This is a genomic window from Syntrophotalea carbinolica DSM 2380 (assembly GCF_000012885.1).
In the GTDB taxonomy this organism is placed as follows: domain Bacteria; phylum Desulfobacterota; class Desulfuromonadia; order Desulfuromonadales; family Syntrophotaleaceae; genus Syntrophotalea; species Syntrophotalea carbinolica.
Genome location: NC_007498.2, coordinates 3,451,260 through 3,470,085, shown reverse-complemented (window position 1 = coordinate 3,470,085; position 18,826 = coordinate 3,451,260). Strand labels below are relative to the sequence as shown.

Below are 18,826 nucleotides of genomic sequence, written 5' to 3'. Positions count from 1 at the left end.
ACAGTTGGGCATTGTGGTTAGGCGCATGTTTTCCGGCACTTAAGCGCCTTGCTTTTCATGAGGATTTTCGCTATGGTGCGCGACAAGCTTGAGACAGCTGTCTTTCCCTTCACATATCGGTGTCCATATGTTTAAAACAGTCGTTGTCCTTTTCAGCCTGCTTTGGGCTTCCCTGCTGTTGGTATCCTGGAGTGGTGGCGAACAGGTCAAACCACCGACTCAGGCCGTCGTCGCGACCCAGGTGGATTTCTAGCTGCTGTCGATTTCTCAAGGTGGGTCGTTTCCGGACGCGGCCTCTCCTCTTGCTGTTTTTTCGCGATCTTTCCTTTTTCGCCTTCTCTACCCTTTTATTTCGCCCCCGCCCGAAATCCCTGACAGGTGCCGCGTCGATACAATTCATTGTCGATGGCGTTGAGCACTTCCCATTTTTTCAGAGACCACAACGGTGCCAGTAACTTATCCCGCGGTCCATCCCCCGTCAGACGGTGGATCAGGGCCGATGCCGGCAGGCGTTCGATGACATCGGCCACCAGCGACACGTATTCGTCCTGCTCCAGTATGTTGATGTCACCTTGCTGGTACAATTCCCCCAGGCGGGTGCCGCGCAGAACATGCAGCAGGTGCAGCTTGATGCCGTCAACCTGCAGCCGGGCCATCTCCTCAGCCGTGGCCAGCATGTCCTCGCGGGTTTCTCCCGGCAATCCCAGAATAACGTGCACACAGACCCTCAGCCCCCTGGCTTTGGCAGCGGTATAGGCCTCCAGGAAACAGGCGTAATCGTGGCCGCGACGGAGAAAATCCAGACTGCGGTCGTGGCTGCTCTGCAGACCCAGTTCCAGCCAGAAATAGGTGCGGCGGTGATATTCCTCCAGCAAATCCAGAACGGCCGGCGGGCAACAATCCGGACGGGTGCCGACGGTCAGGCCCACCACGCCGGATACGCCCAAGGCTTCATCGTACAGGCTGCGCAGGCGTTCAGGGGGAGCGAACGTGTTGGAGAAGGGCTGGAAGTAGGCCAGAAAGTGCTTGGCCTTGTATTTGCGGACCATGATCTCCTTGCCCCGCTCAAGCTGCTCGGCGACAGCAAGTCCGCGGTGAATGCCAAACGAGCCGGAGCCGTCCGGATCGCAGAACAGGCAGCCGGGCTGGTCACGGGTGGCACCACGGTTGGGACAGGAAAATCCCGCATCGATGGATATTTTGTGGACGCGTCCGCCGAAGCGTTGTTTCAGGTGTTGGGAAAAAACAAGATACGGTTTCTTTTGCATGTAGCGACTATGCCATCAGACGGCATAGAGGGCAAGCAGTTTAAGCTTGTTGTCCGGATCAACGGGCTGCAATTGAAATAGCCCATTGTCCTGATATACTCCTCTCGGTCTTAATGTTAAGCACGACGCGTTCGGAGATGCCTGCGGACGACGTCGGTTTTTGTTCAGAGAGTCGCCAAGGGAGGTCTATGTGACGCGTTTATTGGTGGTTGATGACGAACAGGACATCCGCTACCTGTTCCAATGCGAACTGGAGGAGGAAGGTTACCATGTCGATGCGGCCGGCTCGGCAGCTGAGGCAGAGCGTTTTTTGCGAGAGAACCGTTACGATCTGGTGGTTCTCGACATTCAGATCGGCGGCGACAACGGTTTGGCGATGTTGCAGGATATTATCGGCAGGCAGAAGGATCTGCCGGTCATTTTATGTACGGCCTTCAGTTGCTACAAAGAGGATTTTTCCTCCTGGCTGGCTGATGGTTATGTGGTGAAAAGTTCGGATCTGTCCGAGCTTAAAAGTGAAATTCAGCGGGTTTTGACCAAAAAAGGGAAATTACCCAGCAGCGGGAGGCCAAACTGATGAAAGCCGTAATCATGGCAGGTGGGTTCGGAACCCGCATGCAACCTTTGACAATCAATTTACCCAAACCGATGGTACCGCTGGTCAACCAGCCCATCATGAGCCATATCATCGACCTTTTGAAAGCGCATGGTATTTCGGATGTGATCATGCTGTTGTTCCACCAACCCGAGATCATCAAGAACTACTTCGGCGACGGTAGCGAATTGGGGGTTCGCATTACCTATGTCACCCCGCTGGAGGATTTCGGTACCGCCGGTGCCGTCAAGGCGGCGGCTCCCTACCTGGATGAACGGTTTCTGGTTATCAGTGGCGATCTGCTGACCGATTTCGACCTGGGCGCGGTACTGTCCTTTCATGAGGAAAAGCAGGCTCTGGCCACCATTACCCTGACCTCCGTCGAGGATCCCCTGCAGTTCGGCGTGGTGATCACCGATCAGCAGGGCGCGATTACCAAATTTCTGGAGAAACCGGGCTGGGGCGAGGTCTTTTCGGACACCATCAATACCGGCATCTATGTACTCGAACCCGAAGTACTGGAGATGATTCCCGAGGAAACCAACCGCGACTGGTCCAAGGATATCTTCCCGCGTATGCTGGAGGAAGGTCGGCCCCTGTACGGCTGTCTTCAGCAGGGCTATTGGGCCGATATCGGCAATACCGATGCCTACCTGGAAACCTGTCGGGACCTGTGGCACGGCAAGGTTGCAGCTTCCTTGCCCGAGCCGACGTTGTCCGACGGTTCGCGCCAGATTTATCTGGGAACCGATACCCTGGTGGCCGAAGCCGACCTGTCTCTGCTCGAAGGAATGGTGGTCATCGGCGACAACAGCCAGGTACTGGGGCGTGCCCAGCTCAAGAACTGCATTGTCGGACGCAACTGCGTCATCGAAGACGAAGTGGAACTGGAAGATACCATTTTGTGGGACAACGTTTATGTCAAACGGGGCTGTCGGCTGTTTGGCACGGTGGCGGGGCATCGTACCCGCCTGGGCCGCGGGGTGGTCGCGGAGGAAAACACCGTCATCGGCGATGAGACCAATGTCGGGGATGAGGTGTATCTGCGCAAGGACGTTAAAATATGGCCGCGCAAATCCATCGAAAGTGGTTCCATTGTAAGCACCAATCTCATCTGGGGGGACAAGTGGCGCAAAAGTCTGTTCGAGGGCGCTTCGGTCAGGGGGTTGAGCAACGTGGAGCTGTCCCCGGAATTCTGCGCCAAGCTTGGTGCGGCCTACGGTTCGGTGTTGCCGCGCGACAGTTATGTGATCACCAGTCGCGACGGGCAACGCTCATCGCGCATGCTTAAGCGCGCTTTCCTCGGCGGATTGCTGTCCACCGGGGTCAATGTGCGGGATATCAAGCAGATGCCCCTGCCGGTGATGAGCTACAAACTCGGTACGTTTGGCGAAGTCGGCGGGGTGCATTTCCACCAATTCCGCGACGATCCGGCCGCCACCGAGATTCAGTTCTATGATGCCGAGGGTTTCGAAATTTCTTCCGGAACCGCCAAGTCCATTGAACGCATATTTTTCAAGGAAAACTTCCGCCGCGTGCATTACGCCGAACCCGGGGAAATCCGCGAATTGCCGCAATTGAATGCCTTCTACCGGGAAGGGTTTCAGCGCGCTCTGGATGCCCAATTGTTGCGATCCTTCGCACCCAAGGTTGTCATCGACCTCAATCACTCGCCCGCCGGCGAATTGCTGCCCGGATTACTCAGCGATCTGGGTTGCGAGGTTGTCGCCCTCAATTCCCATGTTGAGGCAGGGCGCAGTGCCGTGACGCCGGAGCAGACCAGCCGAGCTATGGAGCAGTTGGCCCGCATTACCGGCACCCTGGAGGCAACGGCAGGTTTCTGGCTCGATCCCTCCGGAGAGCAATTGCGCATCATCGACGAGAGCGGTGTTCTGCTTTCGGAGACCGAAGCTCTGGGGGTGGTGGTGTCTCTGGTAAGCCGGTGCGAAAGTACCGGAAACCTGGTGTTGCCGGTTTCGGCGCCGATGGCCATGGAGCGCATTGCCCAGGACGGGGGACTCACTACCCGGGCGGTCAAGAACGATGCCCGCGCTCTGCTCGAAGCGGTTGCGGAACGCGGCGGGCTTCTGACCGCCACCATGGATGGGCGTTTTGCCCTGCCGGTTTTTCAGGGGCATTTCGACGGTATGTTCGCCGCTGCGAAAATTCTTGAGATGCTTGGGCGTACCGGCATGTCTCTGGGAGCTATGCGTCGGACCCTGCCTGCCAGGGCTTATCGCCATACCCAGGTCCCCTGCAGCCGGCAACTCAAGGGCGGCCTGATGCGCAAGATGAGTGAACATTCGGTTAATCTCGATGCCTCTTTCATAGATGGGGTGAAGGTTCGTTTTGACGATGACTGGGTACTGGTGTTGCCCGACCAGTACCGTCCGGTGATGCATATCGTGGCCGATTCCCCCGATGCCCAGCGTGCGGAAAGTCTGCTGGTTTCCTACCAGGGCAAAGTCGAGACCTGGAAAAAAGAACTGACGAATTCCCAAGCGAGGTAGAAGCTCCTGTCCATCAAGTCCAAGCCACCCTTGAATGTTGCCCTGATCTGGCATATGCATCAGCCCGACTATCGGGATCCCCTGCAGGATGAGGTTCTGTTGCCGTGGGCCTTTCTGCATGCGGTCAAAGATTACGGGGATATGCTGCAAACCGCTGTTGATCTGGGGATTCGCGTTACCTTCAATCTGGTACCCACCCTGGTGGAACAATTGCAGGGGTACGCCCGCGGTGCATTACACGACCGCTGGCTCGATCTTGCCAGTCGCGATCCGCAAGGTTTTGGCGATGGCGAACGGGCTTTTCTGGTGGAGGCGTTTTTCTCCGTAAATGCCGAGCGGCATATCCAGCCTTACAGCCGCTATCGTGAACTTCTGGCGTTGCGCGACCAGGGTGGGGTACTGGCCTGGCAGAACTTTTCCGTTCAGGATCTGCGGGATCTGCAGGTATGGTTTCTGCTGGCATGGGCAGGGCATTACCTGCGCCAGGAGCCGGGGGTGGTGACGGAGTTGCTCGCCAAGGGGCGACTTTTTGAGGAGCGTGACAAACAGCGTCTGATGCAACGCTATCAGCAGGTTGTGGCGGGGGTTCTGGACCGTTTCCGGCATGCCGAGGCCGAGGCCGGCATCGAATTGTCGGTGACTCCCTACGCGCATCCCATCTTGCCCCTGTTGTGCGATACCAGCGAGGCGCTGCGTGCCTGCAGCGAAGCTGTGCTGCCGGCGACCCCCTTTCGTTTTCCCGAGGATGCCCGGCGCCAGGTGTGCTTGGGGCTACGCTGTGCCACGGATTGTTTCGGCTCCAGGTCGCGCGGTGTCTGGCCGGCCGAGGGGGGATTGAGCGAAGCCGCCGTGCGCATTCTGGCTGAAGAAGGCGCACTCTGGGCAGCCAGCGACGAGACTTTGCTGGACAGATCCCTGCCCGATGGTTTGAAGGATCGCCGCCAGCTCTATCGCCCTTATCATCTGGAAGGATTGCCGTTGTTGTTCCGGGACCGGGAGCTGTCGGATCGCATCGGTTTTGTTTATGCCACCTGGCCAGCCAGCGATGCGGCGGCTGATCTGCTTGGTCGCCTGCGGGCTTTGGCCGAGTTGGTACCGGGGGGATTGGTGACATTGATTCTGGACGGGGAGAATTGCTGGGAGCGCTACGAGGATAACGGCTATCCGTTTTTGCGAGCCTTTTACCAGGGGCTGAGTGACGATCCCGGGTTGCGGGCGGTCACCGTCGGCGAGGCCCTGGCGACGCAGCATGCAGAGCCGTTGAAACGTCTGGCTCCGGGATCCTGGATTAACGGCGACTTCGACATCTGGATCGGGCATCCGGAGGAAAATCGGGCCTGGGAGTGGCTGGGGGAAGCGCGCCGTTCCCTGCAGGAAGTTGACGACGATTTGCAGGCTGCGGCTCTGCCGCATCTTTTGCGTGCAGAGGGCAGCGATTGGTTCTGGTGGTTCGGCGAACATCATCGGACCGACCAGGCGAGCTCTTTCGATCAGCTTTTTCGGCATCATCTGCAGGCTTTGTACCGGGCGGCAAAGAGGCCCGTGCCGGGATACCTGAGCTATCCGCTGCGTGCTCCGCAACGCCGCAGTCGGGTATGGCAGCCGTCCGGTGCGGTGCATCCGGTAATCGACGGGCGGGTGACGGATTATTTCGAGTGGCAGGGGGCGGGCAGTGTGGAGTTAGCTTCCGGCGGCGCTATGCACGATGCCAGTTTCGGTTTGCTCGGATTTTATTACGGTTACGATCAAAAATACTTTTATCTGCGGTTCGATTTTCGCCGTCCGCTGGCGGATTTGACGGGGCCGGCCGGGGAACTGCTGGTGCAGATTCAGGTGCCAACCAAAGCGCGATGGGAGGCGCGGTTGTTTGTAAATGGCGACCGCACCGTATTGCGCTGTGTGGATGGCAGCGGCGGAGGATACGGACCCGGAGGCGCTCGCACCATCGCCGAGATGGGTTTGCCTCTGGATCTGCTGCAACTGGCACCGGGGAGTGCATTGATTCTATCGTGGCAGCTGTTGGCATCCGGAAGAGAGCTTGCACGTTGGCCCGCCGATGGCCCATTGTCCTTGACCTATGTCGGCCTCGATCCGGAGAACCGGACGTGGCCGCTTTGATCCCGTAGCACAACAGGTGCGGGATGTTGCAGAAAAGGAGTCATCCCTTTGTCCGAATTACGTTGGGACCCTTTTATCGATAGCTGGGTGGCAATCGTCAAAGAACGGGGGCGTCGGCCCGTCGATTTTATCACCGGACGCAAACGCATCGAAACGACGGTTTGCCCGTTTTGTTACGGGCACGAAAACAAGACCCCGGCGGAGGTTTACGCCCTGCGGCCGGACGGCAGTCCTGCCGATCAGCCCGGTTGGCGGGTTCGGGTCATCCCGAATAAATTCCCCATCTTACGTATCGAGGGACAGATCGAGTCCCGCGGGGAGGGCCTCTACGACGTCAAAAACGGCATCGGTGCCCACGAGGTGATTATCGAAACCCCGGACCACGATCGGCATCCCGCCGATCTGCGGGCAACGGAACTGGCCGATGTGTTTCACGCGTTTCGCTCGCGGCTGATCGACCTGCGGCGCGACAAACGGTTTCGGCACATCGTTATTTACAAGAATCACGGGGTGGAGGCCGGCGCCACCATTCCCCATACCCATTCACTGTTATTGGCCCTGCCGATCATCCCGCCCCACCTGTGCACGGCGCTACGGGCCAGCCGTGAGCATTTCCGGCGCAAAGAGCGCTGTCTGATGTGCGATTTGCTCGCCGGGGAGTTGGCCGATGGCCGGCGTCTGGTCCGGGTCGATACGGATTTCGCGGTTTTTACGCCTTTTGCTTCCCGGTATCCCTTCAGTCTGCGCATCGTACCGCGCCACCATCAACACGATTTTTCCATGTTGACCGATCAAATGATGGTGGCCCTGGGTGAAACGGTGCGCGATGTGCTGGGTCGGTTACGTAGTGTGCTCCGGGATCCGCCGTTTAACCTGGTGCTGCACAATGCACCGTCCACCCTGCCTCAACCGGGAAAACCCGACTTCTGGAGTTCCCTGTCCTGCGATTATCATTGGTATTTTGAGATCATCCCCAAGATCATGGAGCCGGCCGGTTTCGAGTGGGGAACCGGGTTTTTCATCAACCCGACCTCGCCGGAGGAGGCGGCCCGGTATCTGCGGGAAGCAGCGGTTTAAAAACGGTAAAGGAAGGCTCGAAGACACCATCTCAAGCTGCTTGGCCCAGGTTCCGAATGCCGGGGGACAACCCCGGCGGACATTTCGTTTCATGCGTGTTATCCAGAAAGGTCGTTACTTCATATCGCTATGACTCCTTCCATCGATCCCCTGTCGTCACCTTTATCCGGCGCCGAGCCGTATTTTTCACTGTCGTTACAGCTGAGTGCTGTGGCGCGACAACAACTGGCCCTGCCACCATCGGCCGTTCCGGCTTCGCGGCTTTATCGGTTGCGCGAAGTAGCGGCCCGCATGTGGCAGCTTCACCCCGAGCCCGCATGCAGTGCCGGCTGTCTGGAAATGCTGGCGGTGCTCAGCGGCGTGTTGCGATGGCTCGCGCACCGGCATCTTCGGGAACGCCACTGTGCCATCGGCAGGGACGGGGTGTCGGTGGCCCGGCAGGCGGTATCTCTGCCCGGGCTACGGCGCAGCCAGGAAGCGTTTGTCGAGCTTTTCCCTCCGGATGCGCTTCAAGGCGACCTGGCGTCCCATGCCTTTCTTTATGGGCCACGTGGTGACAGCGGACGGCTCCAGACGTTGCTGGAACTTCTGGTTTTGTCGGTACAGAATGCCAATCCGGCGGCAGCTGTCTTCCGATGGCTGTTCGATGATGCCGAGTTATCGCAACGGATTCCCTATCGCGCCACCCTGCAGGCCCTGGATACGTCTCTTCGCCAGACCAAGGTTGCCGGCGTTCTCGATCAGCCGCTTCTGGAATTGCTGCGAGCGCCCATCGAGGCGGCGCCGGACAGCCTGGAGGGGCAGCTGGCTTTTGTGCGTCAGCAGTGGCAAGGCTTGCTGCCGGACGATCTGCTGCTGGCCATCGATGCCGGACTCGGGGTGAGGGCCGAGGAGGTCCGGATGCGTGGCGGTGGCCCCGGGCCGCAGGTCGCGCCCGATTATACCGTGGGCCCGGTCGTGGATGAAGAACGCTTTTCCCTGGACAGCGACTGGATGTCCGACCTGGTGCTGCTGGCCAAATCGGTGCATGTCTGGTTCGATCAGCTGTCCCGTCAGTACGGTCGCCCCGTGCATCGCCTGGGGGACATACCCGATGAGGAGCTGGACCTTCTGGCCCGTCGTGGTTTTAGCGGGTTGTGGCTTATCGGCATCTGGGAGCGATCCCCGGCTTCCCGGCAGGTCAAACGCTTGCGCGGCAACCCCGAGGCCGAGGCTTCGGCCTATGCTCTGTACGATTACCGGATCGCCGATGAATTCGGCGGGCAGGCGGATCTTGATGAGCTTGACCGGCGTTGCCGGCAGCGGGGCATTCGTCTGGCCTGTGACGTGGTGCCCAATCATACCGGCATCGATTCGCGCTGGATACAGGAGCATCCCGACTGGTTCGTGCAGGCGTCGTATCCGCCCTATCCGGGCTATCGTTTTACCGGCACTGACCTGTCGACGGACGCTGGCATGAGTCTTTATCTGGAAGATGGTTACTGGGATCACAGCGATGCGGCGGTGGTCTTCAAGCATGTCAACCACCACACCGGCGAAGTGCGCTATATCTACCATGGCAACGACGGTACCCATTTGCCCTGGAACGATACGGCCCAGCTCAACTTCCTGTTGCCGCAGGTGCGTGAAGCCATGATTCGTACCATTGTCGAGGTGGCCCGCAACTTTCGTGTCATTCGCTTCGATGCCGCCATGACCCTGGCCAAAAAGCACTTCCAGAGGCTTTGGTTTCCTTTGCCCGGTGGCGGGGCGGGGGTGCCGTCGCGGTCGGAGTACAGCATGAGCCGCGAGGAATTCGAGCGGCTGTTTCCGGTCGAATTCTGGCGCGAGGTGGTGGACAGGGTGGCGGTCGAGGCTCCCGATACGCTGTTGCTGGCCGAAGCCTTCTGGCTGATGGAGAGTTTCTTTGTCCGAACCCTCGGCATGCACCGGGTCTACAACAGTGCCTTCATGCATATGATGAAGCAGGAAGACAATGCAAAATATCGCCAGTTGCTCAAAAAGACTCTGGCTTTTAATCCTGAAATTCTCAAACGTTTCGTCAATTTCATGAATAATCCCGACGAAGCTACCGCCGTCGAACAGTTCGGCAAGGGAGACAAGTATTTCGGGGTGGCCGTGTTGCTGGTGACTCTGCCTGGCCTGCCCATGTTCGGGCACGGCCAGGTGGAGGGCTTCCGGGAAAAATACGGCATGGAGTTTCGTCGAGCTTACCTGCGGGAAGAGGTGGACGGCGGTTTTGTCGCCTATCACGAAAAGCTGATCTTCCCGCTGTTGCATCGGCGTGCGCTGTTCAGTGGTTCCGAGCATTTCAACCTCTACGATTTTTTCACCCAAGGTCAGGTGAACGAGGATGTGCTGGCCTACAGCAATCGTCGGGGCGATCAGCGTGCCCTGGTGGTTTATCATAACCGGTCGCTGGACACCGGCGGTTGGGTTCGGAGCGCCTGCCCCCGTGTCGATGCTGCCGGCCATGCCAGGGAGCTAACCCTGGTCGAAGCTCTGGCGTTGCAAACCGGGAAAAAACTCTACTACCGTTTTCGTGATCATTGCACGGGGTTATCTTACCTGCGGTCAGCAGATGAGCTGGATGTGCAGGGCCTGTTCGTTACATTGGGGCCTTACCAGTCCCATGTTTTTCTCGATTTTGTCGCGATCAACGACACCGATGGCAGCTGGCGGCAGTTGTGGCAACATCTCGGCGGCCGTCCGGTGCTTGACCTGGATCGGGAATACCGGAAATTACGCTATGCTTCTTTGTTGCAAGCCCTGACGTCGCTGCTGAGGGACGGCGGGGATTTTCCCCGCCTGGATGATAACTCCCGGCAGCGCGTTGTGCAGGACTATGCCGATTTCCTCGAGGCTTTGCAAAGCGCCCTCGGCTTTTCCGGCGACCGCGATCCTCTGGTGGCTCGCCTTGAAGGGGAACTGCGCCGGGCAGCCGTATTGGCGCATGAACACGTGCTCTGCAGCTGTGAAGTGTTGTGGCCCTGGCTGGTTCTGCATGCTCTCGGGGCCCTGGATCCGAACCCGGATACTCCCGACGGTGTGTTGGAATGGCTGGATCGCTACCTGCTGGTTGATGCCGTGAGTTCCCAATGGTCCGAAAATCTGGCGGAGGAAAATCTGGCGCTGCTGAAGCTGCTGTTGCGTCATCAGAGTTGTAACCTTCAGGATGAAACGCTTGGGTTGGGAAGTTTGCTCGATGACCCTGCGGTGCGGGCGTTTTTGCTCGTGCATCGTTATCAGGGACAGCAGTGGTTCAACCGCGAGCGTTTCGAAAGGCTGGTGCACGCCATGCTGCTAACCGCCGGCCTTGATCTATCGTCCTCCGAGATCTCTGATTTCACGCAATATCGCCAAAGGATAACCACAGTGTTGGCCCTGGCCGAGGACTCGGGCTACCAACTGGAAAAATTTCGCCAGCTCGTATAGACTGGCGTGGTTTATGCGCATGCCGGAAGAATCCAGCATCCAAGGAGTTCTGTTATGAATATTCTATTGGCCGCTTCCGAGGTGGCACCTTTTGCCAAAACCGGCGGCCTGGCCGATGTGGCCGGGGCCCTGCCGCAGGAACTGCATCGGCTGGGACATGACGTACGTATCATCATGCCTTTGTATCGCAGCGTGCGGAAGCAGCATCTCTCTCTTCAGCATCTGGGGGAGTTGCCGGCAGTGAAGATGGGCGATGCAATTCGAACCGGGCGTTTGTGGCAGGGGAGCCTGCAGGATGTGCCGGTCTATTTCCTGGAGCAGGATGACTATTTCGATCGGGACGGGTTGTACGGTACCTCTCAGAACGATTACCCCGACAATGCCGAGCGTTTCGGGTTTTTTGGCCGCGGCCTGCTGGCGGCACTTCCGCAAATCGGTTTCAAACCCGAGATCCTGCATCTCAACGACTGGCAGACCGGCCTGGTGCCGGCCTTATTGCGTACGGAATGGGCCGAAGACCCCTTTTATGCGGGCACCGCGACCATGACGACGATTCACAATCTCGGCTATCAGGGGCTGTTTCCGGCAGAGACTGTTGCGACCCTGGGACTCGACCCCGCCCTGTACACCATGGAAGGGCTGGAATACTACGACCAGGTATCGTTTCTGAAAAGCGGGCTGGTTTATGCCGACATGATTACCACCGTCTCCGAAACCTACTGTGCGGAAATTCAGACCCCGCAGATGGGGCACGGTTTCGACGGAATTCTGCATGCGCGTGCGGCCCGACTGTTCGGGGTGCTCAATGGGATCGACGACAAGCTGTGGAATCCGCAATGCGACCCTGCTCTGACCGCTCCGTACAGTGTCGATGACTTAGAAGGAAAGGCGGCCAACAAACGCCAGCTGCAAAAACAGCTGGGTCTGAGCTGCGATGCCGATGTACCGCTGTTGACCATGGTCACCCGCCTGGCCAGTCAGAAAGGCCTCGATCTGGTGGAGCAGGCCTGGGAGCAGCTGCTGCAACGGGGAGTACAATTGGTGATTCTGGGCTCGGGCGATCAGGATTTCATGGACCGCTTTGCGCAGCTGGGGGCTCAGCATCCGACGCAAACGGCGGTACGTCTCGGTTTCGACGATCGCCTGGCGCGCCTGATATATGCCGGCAGCGATATGTTCCTGATGCCCAGCCATTACGAACCGTGCGGGCTGGGGCAGCTCATTGCCCTGCGTTACGGCAGCGTGCCGGTGGTGCGTAAAACCGGTGGGCTGGCCGATACGGTATTCGATCCGCAGGACCAGGCAACGCAAGCCAATGGCTTTACTTTCCGGGAGATATCCCCCTCGGCCATGCTGGCGGCCCTCGATCGGGCACTGGCCCTGTATCGGCAACCCGAGGGCTGGAAGCAGCTGGTGCGTCGCGGCATGCAGGGAGATTTTTCCTGGCGGCAATCGGCGTTGCGCTACGTCGAACTTTATCGAAAAGCCGTGGAGTTGCACCATGCTTGATGCTCAGAAACCCCTCGTAGGAAACGGTACCCCCGAAGAGACCTCTTCCATCGACGGACAGACCGAACTTTTCCCGGAATTTGAGGAGTTACGCCAGCAGATTTCCAGGCGCATCCGGGATAACCAGCGTTTTCTGGAGCGGGTATTCGATGAGGATTTTGCCGAGGATGAAGCGGGTGACGAGAGCGAAGAAGAGCAAGAGTCTTTTGAGGAACTGTAGAGCTGTTTATTCCTGCCTGAGCTTTTCCAGATAGGCTTCCCATTCTACCGGCAGCAGATGCTGCTTCTGGCTGTTACATTCTTTGCAGGCCGCTACGCAGTTGCCCTTGGTGCTGCGTCCGCCCCGCACCAGGGGCACGATATGATCCAGGGTCAAAGCCCGAGCTCCAACCTGTTTGCCGCAATAATGGCAGATCCCCGTGGCGATACGGTTTTTCCACCACTGGCTGCGTCTCAGGTCGCGGGCTTTTTGCCGTTCCCGGCGGATGTGTTCTTCCGAGGCTTCCAACCAGTCCATGTGTACCTTGTTTGAAATGGAAAGGTGATTAGTTATTAGTGACTGGTGATTAGAGGTTTCCCCCCCTCCAATCACTAATGACTAATCACCGGTTACTAATCACCGCTTTTAAAGAATCATAAACCCGAGTTGACGGCCGGTAGCGCCGTTGTCGCGACGGTGGGAAAAGAACAGCTCGCGGTGACAGCAGGTGCATTCCTCCACCATGCTGATTTGCGAACTCTGGATGCCGACGTCCTCGAGCTGCAGCAGACAGCTGCGCTGCAGGTCGAGCTGCCATTTGCCCAGCGCTGTTTCACTGGCGATTTGCGGCCAGTGGCCACTGCCCTGCCGGAAGGCGTCCCGCACGGTGCGATCCACCTCGTAATGGTGCGCGGCGATGCCGGGTCCGACGGCGGCCGACAGATTCTCGGGACGGCATCCGAAGTTGCTCTGCATGGCTTCCACGGTTTTGCCCAGCAGGCAGTTTGCAGCGCCGCGCCAGCCGAGGTGGATGGCCGCGCCGACTTGCAGCGTCGGGTCGTGCAGCAGCACCGGGAAACAGTCCGCCACCAGCACGCCGAACATGAAGCCGGGTTGATTGGTGACAATGGCATCGCTTGCCACTGTCAGAAAATGGGAAAGATCGTGGTTGGGCTGATCGACAATCAGGATGTCGTTGCCATGCACCTGCTTGACCGTCAATAGCTGATGCGGGTGCAAATCAAAGGCACGGGTCAGATTGGAGCGGTTACCTTCCACGTTGTGAGGCGCATCCTCGGTGTTGTAGCCCAGATTGAGCGAATTGTAGGGCGGACGGCTGATACCCCCGTTGCGCGTGGTAAAGCCGGCTTCAACCGGTTTTTCGATTGCCCAGTCGGGCTGCATATAGCTGATCTTGCCTTTACGAACCAGTTTCATAAACGGTGGTCTCTCCTGTCAAACGCATCGCCAGCAGGTGGATGCGGATCATTCCGAAGTGTTTAATTACCACGAAGGGGGCCATGGGGGAAGCCCTTACTTGCCGATTGTCATAGGTATTTGTTTTTAATACCTTTTCCAGTGGCGTTGGTGTCCTTCGCGATGAAACAAATTTGATTCTTTTCCGTGTAAAATCGGGACGGTGCCATCACACGAAAGGGGGCTGCCCGTATTTTTCCGTCAGATAATCGATAACGGAGCGCAGATCCTCCGGCAGCGGACTGCTGAATTCCAGATATTTCCCTGTTTCAGGATGCTGGAAACCGAGCAGCCGGGCATGCAGGGCCTGGCGGCCCAGGGCCTTTGCCCGTTTGAGCAATTGCGGATCGTTGATGGTTTTAAGCCGACCGCTGCCTCCGTAGACCGGATCGCCCAGCAAGGGATGTTGCTGCTCGGAGAAATGGACCCGGATCTGGTGTGTGCGCCCTGTTTCGAGGGCCAGCTCGACCAAAGTCAGGCGGTCGTCGTCGAAACGGCGCAGAACCCGCCAGTGGGTTACGGCGTGCCGGCCGGTGCGGCAGGTCGTGCTCATCTTTTTGCGGTGCGTGGGATGCCTGCCGATGGGCCGATCAATGGATCCCCTGTCGCCGGTAAGCACACCGTGTATCAGGGCGATGTAGCGCCGGGTGATAGAGTGGGCCTTGAATTGCGCCGCGAGACTCTGGTGGGCGCTGTCGGTTTTGGTCGCCACCATGACACCGGAAGTATCTTTGTCGAGTCGGTGCACAATGCCGGGGCGCAACTCGCCGCCGATGCCGGAAAGGTCCTGGCAATGATGCAGCAGAGCATTGACCAGCGTTCCCTGGTAGTGTCCGGGGGCCGGATGTACGACCATGCCAGGTGGTTTGTCGATGACAATCAGGTGACGGTCTTCATAGAGGATGACCAGTGGAATGTCTTCGGAAACGGCTTCGGCGGGGCTCGGGTCCGGTACGTCCACGGTCAGGGTTTCGCCGCCTTTAAGCTTGCTGCCGGGCTTGGCCGCGGCACCATCGAGCAGCACCCGGCCGTCGTCGATAAGCTTCTTCAGTTGAGAGCGGCTCAACTCCGGCAGTTGCTCGACCAGAAACCGGTCCAGACGCTCCGGCGACCGTTCCCGGCCAAAGCATAAGGTGAATAGCTGCCCCATTTACCAGATCGAACTTTTGATCCGTCCGGCCTGTTTGACCATGACGTCGACCACCGCCTTGTCGAACAGGTGCTCTCGATGAGGTATGTCTTCGGAAATTCGTGCCAGAAAGTGCTCCCGCCCCTCCTGCAGCTCATCGTTAAGCAGATCGAAAAGAGAGTCTTTTTCGATGCCCTCTTGAACCTTGTTCTGATTGTACAGGGCGATATCCGAAACAATGGCGCGTGCCAGCCGGAAGGCGAGTTTGGGGTTGTCGACGATCCTTGCCATGGGTTCCTCCCAGATACTTAAGGGGGGCACGCGCGTTGTGTCGCCTGTTATGTGGTCAGGTCGACAACAGTCATGCCACCAATGGAGTTTTTATGGTAAATCGGAATCGGCGTTAAATGCCGATGCGGGAAAAGCCAGGTACAACATAGCTTCTCCGCGCTTGATCAGCAGCCGTACGATTTTTGTTGTTTGGGCTTCCTTGAGCGCCCGGTCGAAAGAAAGCAGGTCGGTTAATTTGACGTTATTCAGGCTCAGGATAATATCACCGGGACGGATGCCGGCTTCGGCTCCGATGCTTCCGGAAGCAACGTCCCTGACCGCGATGCCGCGGTTTTGCTCCGTGTTGACCAGTGTCAGCCCGAGGCTCTGACGTTCTCCCGAGGAGGCGCCGGCGACTTGGCCGCGTGGCTTGATGGTGACCTGAATGGTCGATTCCCGGCCTTCGCGCAATATTTTCAGGTCCACGGTTTTGCCGGCCGGGGTGTTGGCAATCAATTGTTGCAGGTCGCTGGCATTGCGAATGGTGCGCCCTTGAAGTTCCAGCAGGATGTCGCCGCGCCGAATGCCGGCCTGCTGGGCAGGCGAATCCGGCAGAACCTGGTTGACCAGGGCGCCGGTTGCACGGTCAAGGCCGAAAGAGTCGGCCAGCTCCGCCGACAGATCCTGAATGCTGACTCCCAGCCAGCCGCGCACCACCTGCCCGGTGGTCATCAACTGGTCGCTGATGGCACGCGCCATGTTGATGGGGATGGCGAAGCCGATGCCCTGGCCGCTGGCGACGATGGCGGTGTTGATGCCGACCACCTCGCCGTAGATGTTGAGCAGCGGGCCGCCCGAATTGCCGGGGTTGATGGAGGCATCGGTTTGGATGAAGTCTTCATAATCTTCGATGCCGACATTGGTGCGTCCGGTGGCCGACACCACCCCCACGGTCAGGGTTCGGTCGAGGCCGAAGGGATTCCCGATGGCCAGAGCCCACTGGCCGACCTGCAATTTGTCGGAATCGCCGAGTACCGCCGCCGGTAGTTTTTCCGTGGACTCGATTTTGAGTACCGCGACATCGGTGCGCGGGTCGGACCCGACGAGTCGGCCTTCGTAGACGCGGTCATCCGATAACTTGACCTTGATTTCCTCGGCACCTTTGATGACATGTTCGTTGGTCAGGATATATCCGTCGGAACTGATAATGACGCCGGAACCGAGACTGCGGGATTTTTGCTGAGGCAGGCGCCTGCCTCTGAACATTTCGTTGAAAAAATCCTCGAATAGCGGACCCAGCCTGGGGGTGCGGCTCACCCGCGCGGCCTGAATATTGACCACCGAGGGCGTGACTTTTTCAGATACATCGATAAAGGCCGCCTGCGTGGCAAGCAGTTCCGGGGCCGGTTCGGGTACCGGTGGCGCCTGCGCTGCCGGTGGTGTGTCCGGCGCAGTCGGCTTGTTCGAATCCGTTTTGCAGGCGGGCAGAGTTGCCACCACCAGTCCACTTATGAGCAGTGTCACAAGGGTACGTCGAAAACGCATCATTTTCCGTTCCTTTACAGATAGATAAATCATCGGCAGCGTAGCGGAAAAACCCGAAACTGTCAATCGTTGCGGCGTGCGGGGAGCTGCCTGATGAATTGCAGCAGGTCGTCATGGTTTCCTACCCAGGTCGCCTGCCCGACACGGCGGTCGTGATCGATGAGGCAGGTATCGACCAGAAAAGTGGCGATATGCGCGCGGCGCGCGGGCAGGTCGTACTGGGTGTCGTTACCGATCATGACGACGTTTTCGGGATTGAGGGACAGCCGGGAGAGGATATCGAGGAAAAATTGCGGATGCGGTTTGCAGTAGTGGCTGTTTTCGTAACTGCTGATAAGGTCATAGGGAAACCCGTCCAGACCGGCACCGCGCAATCTGGCGTTGATGGCTGCCCGTGGAAACACCGGGTTGGTGGCCAATGCGACTTTTAGATTGCGCTCGAAGCAGCTTTGCAGGATGGCGTGTGATTGCGGAAAGGGTTTAACCAGGTGTGACAGCTGGGCCAACCCGTTTTCGTAGAACTTTTGCAGGCGTAGACGCAGTTGCTTTTTGCCGATGCCGAGTTGACGGGCTATCATGGAGAGGAAGAACAGTTCATTGGTCTGTTCACCGTCGCGGTCGGAGAACAGGGCGTAGGCTGAACTGATAAGGACTTCGGCAAACACCGTGCGGTCTGCAATATCCTCGAAACAACGCGCCAGGTTTTCAACGTAACCGTTGATGTAATCCTCCATCTGGATATCCAGTAGGGTACCGTCCAGATCGAACAGGATGCCGTGTATGTTTTCGGAAAGACTAAATTGCATGATGACCGTGTCGGGTAAAGGTTGCCAGATATACGATTAAAGCGCTGGCCGGGATACCGGTTTTTCGGGAACGAAGTGTTCCTCGACAGAGGTCTTTTCAAGCTTGTGTTCGCCTCTGTTCTAGTAGCATACCATGTCGGACGAAACATGCTTGGGCGGACCAAAGAGCCGCCAGCTGTCACCATAAAATGGCTTGACTTGTGTTTGTGTGCAAGGTAAAAAATCTAAGAAAAACAGTGAGGTAAACAAAATCAATGACTGATATACGTGAAGAAGTCAAGGGCTTGCAGATCGGTTTCAAGATACGTCGCTTGCGTCAGGAGCGGCGCATGACGCTGCAAAATCTTTCCGAAGCAACCGGTCTTTCCAAGCCCCTGCTGTCGCAAGTCGAAAACGAACAGGTTATTCCGCCCCTGGCGACCCTGTTGCGCATCGCCAAGGCACTCAAGGTCGGCCTGCATACCTTTTTTCAGGAGGAAGGCAGCATCGAAAAATGCATTCTGGTGCGCGCTGGCGAAGGGGGGCAGCAGGATGTCCACAGCAGTCGCAGCCGGCGGAGTTCTCCCTATGAATACCAGTCGCTGGGCTACGGGAAAAAGCAACGCAGCCTGGAACCGTTTCTTATCCAGTTCGAAGTCCAGCCCTGGCGGGACGATCTGCTGGTCAGTCACGAGGGCGAGGAGTTTCTTTATATTCTCCAGGGGCAGGTGGAGTTTCATTACGGCGACGAGATCATGACCGTCGGTCCAGGGGATTCGTTGTATTACGATTCCAACGAACCCCATGGGTACGTAGCCGTCGGCGATGTCCCTGCACGTGCGGTGGCGGTTATCTACTCTCAGGATTAGGGGGCAAAGCGAACCCGATTGCGGGTTCCGCCTTGACAGGCAGGTCGTATTGTTTATGTTAGGATAGTGTGCATCCGGAAACTCAGGATGCACACTGCGTAGTTTTCATAAGGGAAACGAGTGATTTTTCCCAAGGTCAAGAAAATCGAGCACTTGCGCGGAGGCGTAGTTTTTACGCCGCATCATGGAGCAGGATGCGCAATGGACAGCCTCCGGCTGCCCGTAGGGCGAGGGCCAGGGATGGCCCAAGTCACAAGCAA

At 58.0% G+C, this 18,826-nt stretch carries 16 protein-coding genes; 9 read left to right on the top strand and 7 right to left on the bottom strand.

Features of this window, described 5'->3' with window-relative positions:
* The first annotated feature begins 127 nt into the window (after positions 1 to 127).
* Positions 128 to 253, top strand: a complete 126-nt coding sequence (locus tag PCAR_RS19160; protein WP_281047801.1) for a hypothetical protein — start codon at positions 128 to 130, stop codon at positions 251 to 253.
* Positions 254 to 347: 94 nt separating this feature from the next.
* Here the strand turns inward: PCAR_RS19160 and PCAR_RS16005 are convergent, their stop codons facing one another.
* Complete coding sequence (locus tag PCAR_RS16005) at positions 348 to 1,268, bottom strand: TIGR01212 family radical SAM protein (protein ID WP_011342748.1); 921 nt, start codon at positions 1,266 to 1,268, stop codon at positions 348 to 350.
* Positions 1,269 to 1,458: 190 nt separating this feature from the next.
* Between PCAR_RS16005 and PCAR_RS16000 the strand changes: the two genes are divergently transcribed.
* The 7 genes from PCAR_RS16000 to PCAR_RS15970 all read left to right on the top strand — a co-directional run bounded on the left by PCAR_RS16000 (position 1,459) and on the right by PCAR_RS15970 (position 12,732).
* Positions 1,459 to 1,845, top strand: coding sequence for a response regulator (locus PCAR_RS16000; protein ID WP_011342747.1), 387 nt, complete (start codon positions 1,459 to 1,461; stop codon positions 1,843 to 1,845).
* A complete protein-coding gene (locus tag PCAR_RS15995) occupies positions 1,845 to 4,373 on the top strand; it encodes a mannose-1-phosphate guanyltransferase (RefSeq protein WP_011342746.1) in 2,529 nt (842 codons plus the stop codon). Before PCAR_RS16000 ends, PCAR_RS15995 begins: the two co-directional genes overlap by 1 nt.
* Positions 4,374 to 4,403: 30 nt before the next feature.
* A complete protein-coding gene (locus PCAR_RS15990) occupies positions 4,404 to 6,491 on the top strand; it encodes a glycoside hydrolase family 57 protein (protein WP_011342745.1) in 2,088 nt (695 codons plus the stop codon).
* A gap of 48 nt (positions 6,492 to 6,539) precedes the next feature.
* The gene (locus PCAR_RS15985; protein WP_011342744.1) at positions 6,540 to 7,568 is read left to right on the top strand and encodes a galactose-1-phosphate uridylyltransferase; all 1,029 of its coding nucleotides are present in this window, start codon (positions 6,540 to 6,542) and stop codon (positions 7,566 to 7,568) included.
* Positions 7,569 to 7,697: 129 nt separating this feature from the next.
* The gene (locus tag PCAR_RS15980) at positions 7,698 to 11,003 is read left to right on the top strand and encodes an alpha-amylase family glycosyl hydrolase (protein WP_011342743.1); all 3,306 of its coding nucleotides are present in this window, start codon (positions 7,698 to 7,700) and stop codon (positions 11,001 to 11,003) included.
* A 54-nt stretch (positions 11,004 to 11,057) separates the two neighbouring features.
* On the top strand, positions 11,058 to 12,512 hold the full coding sequence (gene glgA, locus PCAR_RS15975) for a glycogen synthase GlgA (protein WP_011342742.1): 1,455 nt from the start codon (positions 11,058 to 11,060) through the stop codon (positions 12,510 to 12,512).
* Positions 12,505 to 12,732: a hypothetical protein gene (locus PCAR_RS15970; protein WP_011342741.1), complete on the top strand. Its 228-nt coding sequence runs from the start codon at positions 12,505 to 12,507 to the stop codon at positions 12,730 to 12,732. The genes glgA and PCAR_RS15970 overlap by 8 nt, the downstream gene beginning before the upstream one ends.
* Positions 12,733 to 12,738: 6 nt before the next feature.
* Here PCAR_RS15970 and PCAR_RS15965 read toward each other — a convergent pair whose 3' ends face one another.
* The 6 genes from PCAR_RS15965 to PCAR_RS15940 form a co-directional block, all read right to left on the bottom strand.
* Positions 12,739 to 13,029 (bottom strand): HNH endonuclease, encoded by a 291-nt coding sequence (locus tag PCAR_RS15965; protein WP_011342740.1) that lies wholly within the window; start codon positions 13,027 to 13,029, stop codon positions 12,739 to 12,741.
* 108 nt (positions 13,030 to 13,137) lie between these two features.
* Positions 13,138 to 13,929 (bottom strand): peptidoglycan editing factor PgeF, encoded by a 792-nt coding sequence (gene pgeF, locus PCAR_RS15960; protein WP_011342739.1) that lies wholly within the window; start codon positions 13,927 to 13,929, stop codon positions 13,138 to 13,140.
* Between the two features lie 208 nt (positions 13,930 to 14,137).
* Positions 14,138 to 15,118, bottom strand: a complete 981-nt coding sequence (locus PCAR_RS15955) for an RluA family pseudouridine synthase (protein WP_011342738.1) — start codon at positions 15,116 to 15,118, stop codon at positions 14,138 to 14,140.
* Complete coding sequence (locus tag PCAR_RS15950; protein ID WP_011342737.1) at positions 15,119 to 15,388, bottom strand: hypothetical protein; 270 nt, start codon at positions 15,386 to 15,388, stop codon at positions 15,119 to 15,121.
* A 90-nt stretch (positions 15,389 to 15,478) separates the two neighbouring features.
* A complete protein-coding gene (locus tag PCAR_RS15945; protein WP_011342736.1) occupies positions 15,479 to 16,915 on the bottom strand; it encodes a DegQ family serine endoprotease in 1,437 nt (478 codons plus the stop codon).
* Between the two features lie 59 nt (positions 16,916 to 16,974).
* Entirely contained in the window at positions 16,975 to 17,718 is a 744-nt protein-coding gene (locus PCAR_RS15940) for an HAD family hydrolase (RefSeq protein ID WP_011342735.1), read from the bottom strand.
* A gap of 254 nt (positions 17,719 to 17,972) precedes the next feature.
* On the opposite strand from PCAR_RS15940, the gene PCAR_RS15935 reads away from it, so the two are divergent.
* The gene (locus PCAR_RS15935) at positions 17,973 to 18,566 is read left to right on the top strand and encodes a helix-turn-helix domain-containing protein (protein WP_011342734.1); all 594 of its coding nucleotides are present in this window, start codon (positions 17,973 to 17,975) and stop codon (positions 18,564 to 18,566) included.
* Positions 18,567 to 18,826: the final 260 nt, after the last annotated feature.

What these genes read in the sequence shown, in the direction of transcription:
- PCAR_RS19160 (WP_281047801.1), top strand. Translation starts at nt 128, where the DNA reads ATGTTTAAAACAGTCGTTGTCCTTTTCAGCCTGCTTTGGGCTTCCCTG.
- PCAR_RS16005 (WP_011342748.1), bottom strand. Translation starts at nt 1,268, where the DNA reads ATGCAAAAGAAACCGTATCTTGTTTTTTCCCAACACCTGAAACAACGC.
- PCAR_RS15995 (WP_011342746.1), top strand. Translation starts at nt 1,845, where the DNA reads ATGAAAGCCGTAATCATGGCAGGTGGGTTCGGAACCCGCATGCAACCT.
- PCAR_RS15980 (WP_011342743.1), top strand. Translation starts at nt 7,698, where the DNA reads ATGACTCCTTCCATCGATCCCCTGTCGTCACCTTTATCCGGCGCCGAG.
- glgA (WP_011342742.1), top strand. Translation starts at nt 11,058, where the DNA reads ATGAATATTCTATTGGCCGCTTCCGAGGTGGCACCTTTTGCCAAAACC.
- PCAR_RS15970 (WP_011342741.1), top strand. Translation starts at nt 12,505, where the DNA reads ATGCTTGATGCTCAGAAACCCCTCGTAGGAAACGGTACCCCCGAAGAG.
- PCAR_RS15965 (WP_011342740.1), bottom strand. Translation starts at nt 13,029, where the DNA reads ATGGACTGGTTGGAAGCCTCGGAAGAACACATCCGCCGGGAACGGCAA.
- pgeF (WP_011342739.1), bottom strand. Translation starts at nt 13,929, where the DNA reads ATGAAACTGGTTCGTAAAGGCAAGATCAGCTATATGCAGCCCGACTGG.
- PCAR_RS15955 (WP_011342738.1), bottom strand. Translation starts at nt 15,118, where the DNA reads ATGGGGCAGCTATTCACCTTATGCTTTGGCCGGGAACGGTCGCCGGAG.
- PCAR_RS15950 (WP_011342737.1), bottom strand. Translation starts at nt 15,388, where the DNA reads ATGGCAAGGATCGTCGACAACCCCAAACTCGCCTTCCGGCTGGCACGC.
- PCAR_RS15945 (WP_011342736.1), bottom strand. Translation starts at nt 16,915, where the DNA reads ATGATGCGTTTTCGACGTACCCTTGTGACACTGCTCATAAGTGGACTG.
- PCAR_RS15940 (WP_011342735.1), bottom strand. Translation starts at nt 17,718, where the DNA reads ATGCAATTTAGTCTTTCCGAAAACATACACGGCATCCTGTTCGATCTG.
- PCAR_RS15935 (WP_011342734.1), top strand. Translation starts at nt 17,973, where the DNA reads ATGACTGATATACGTGAAGAAGTCAAGGGCTTGCAGATCGGTTTCAAG.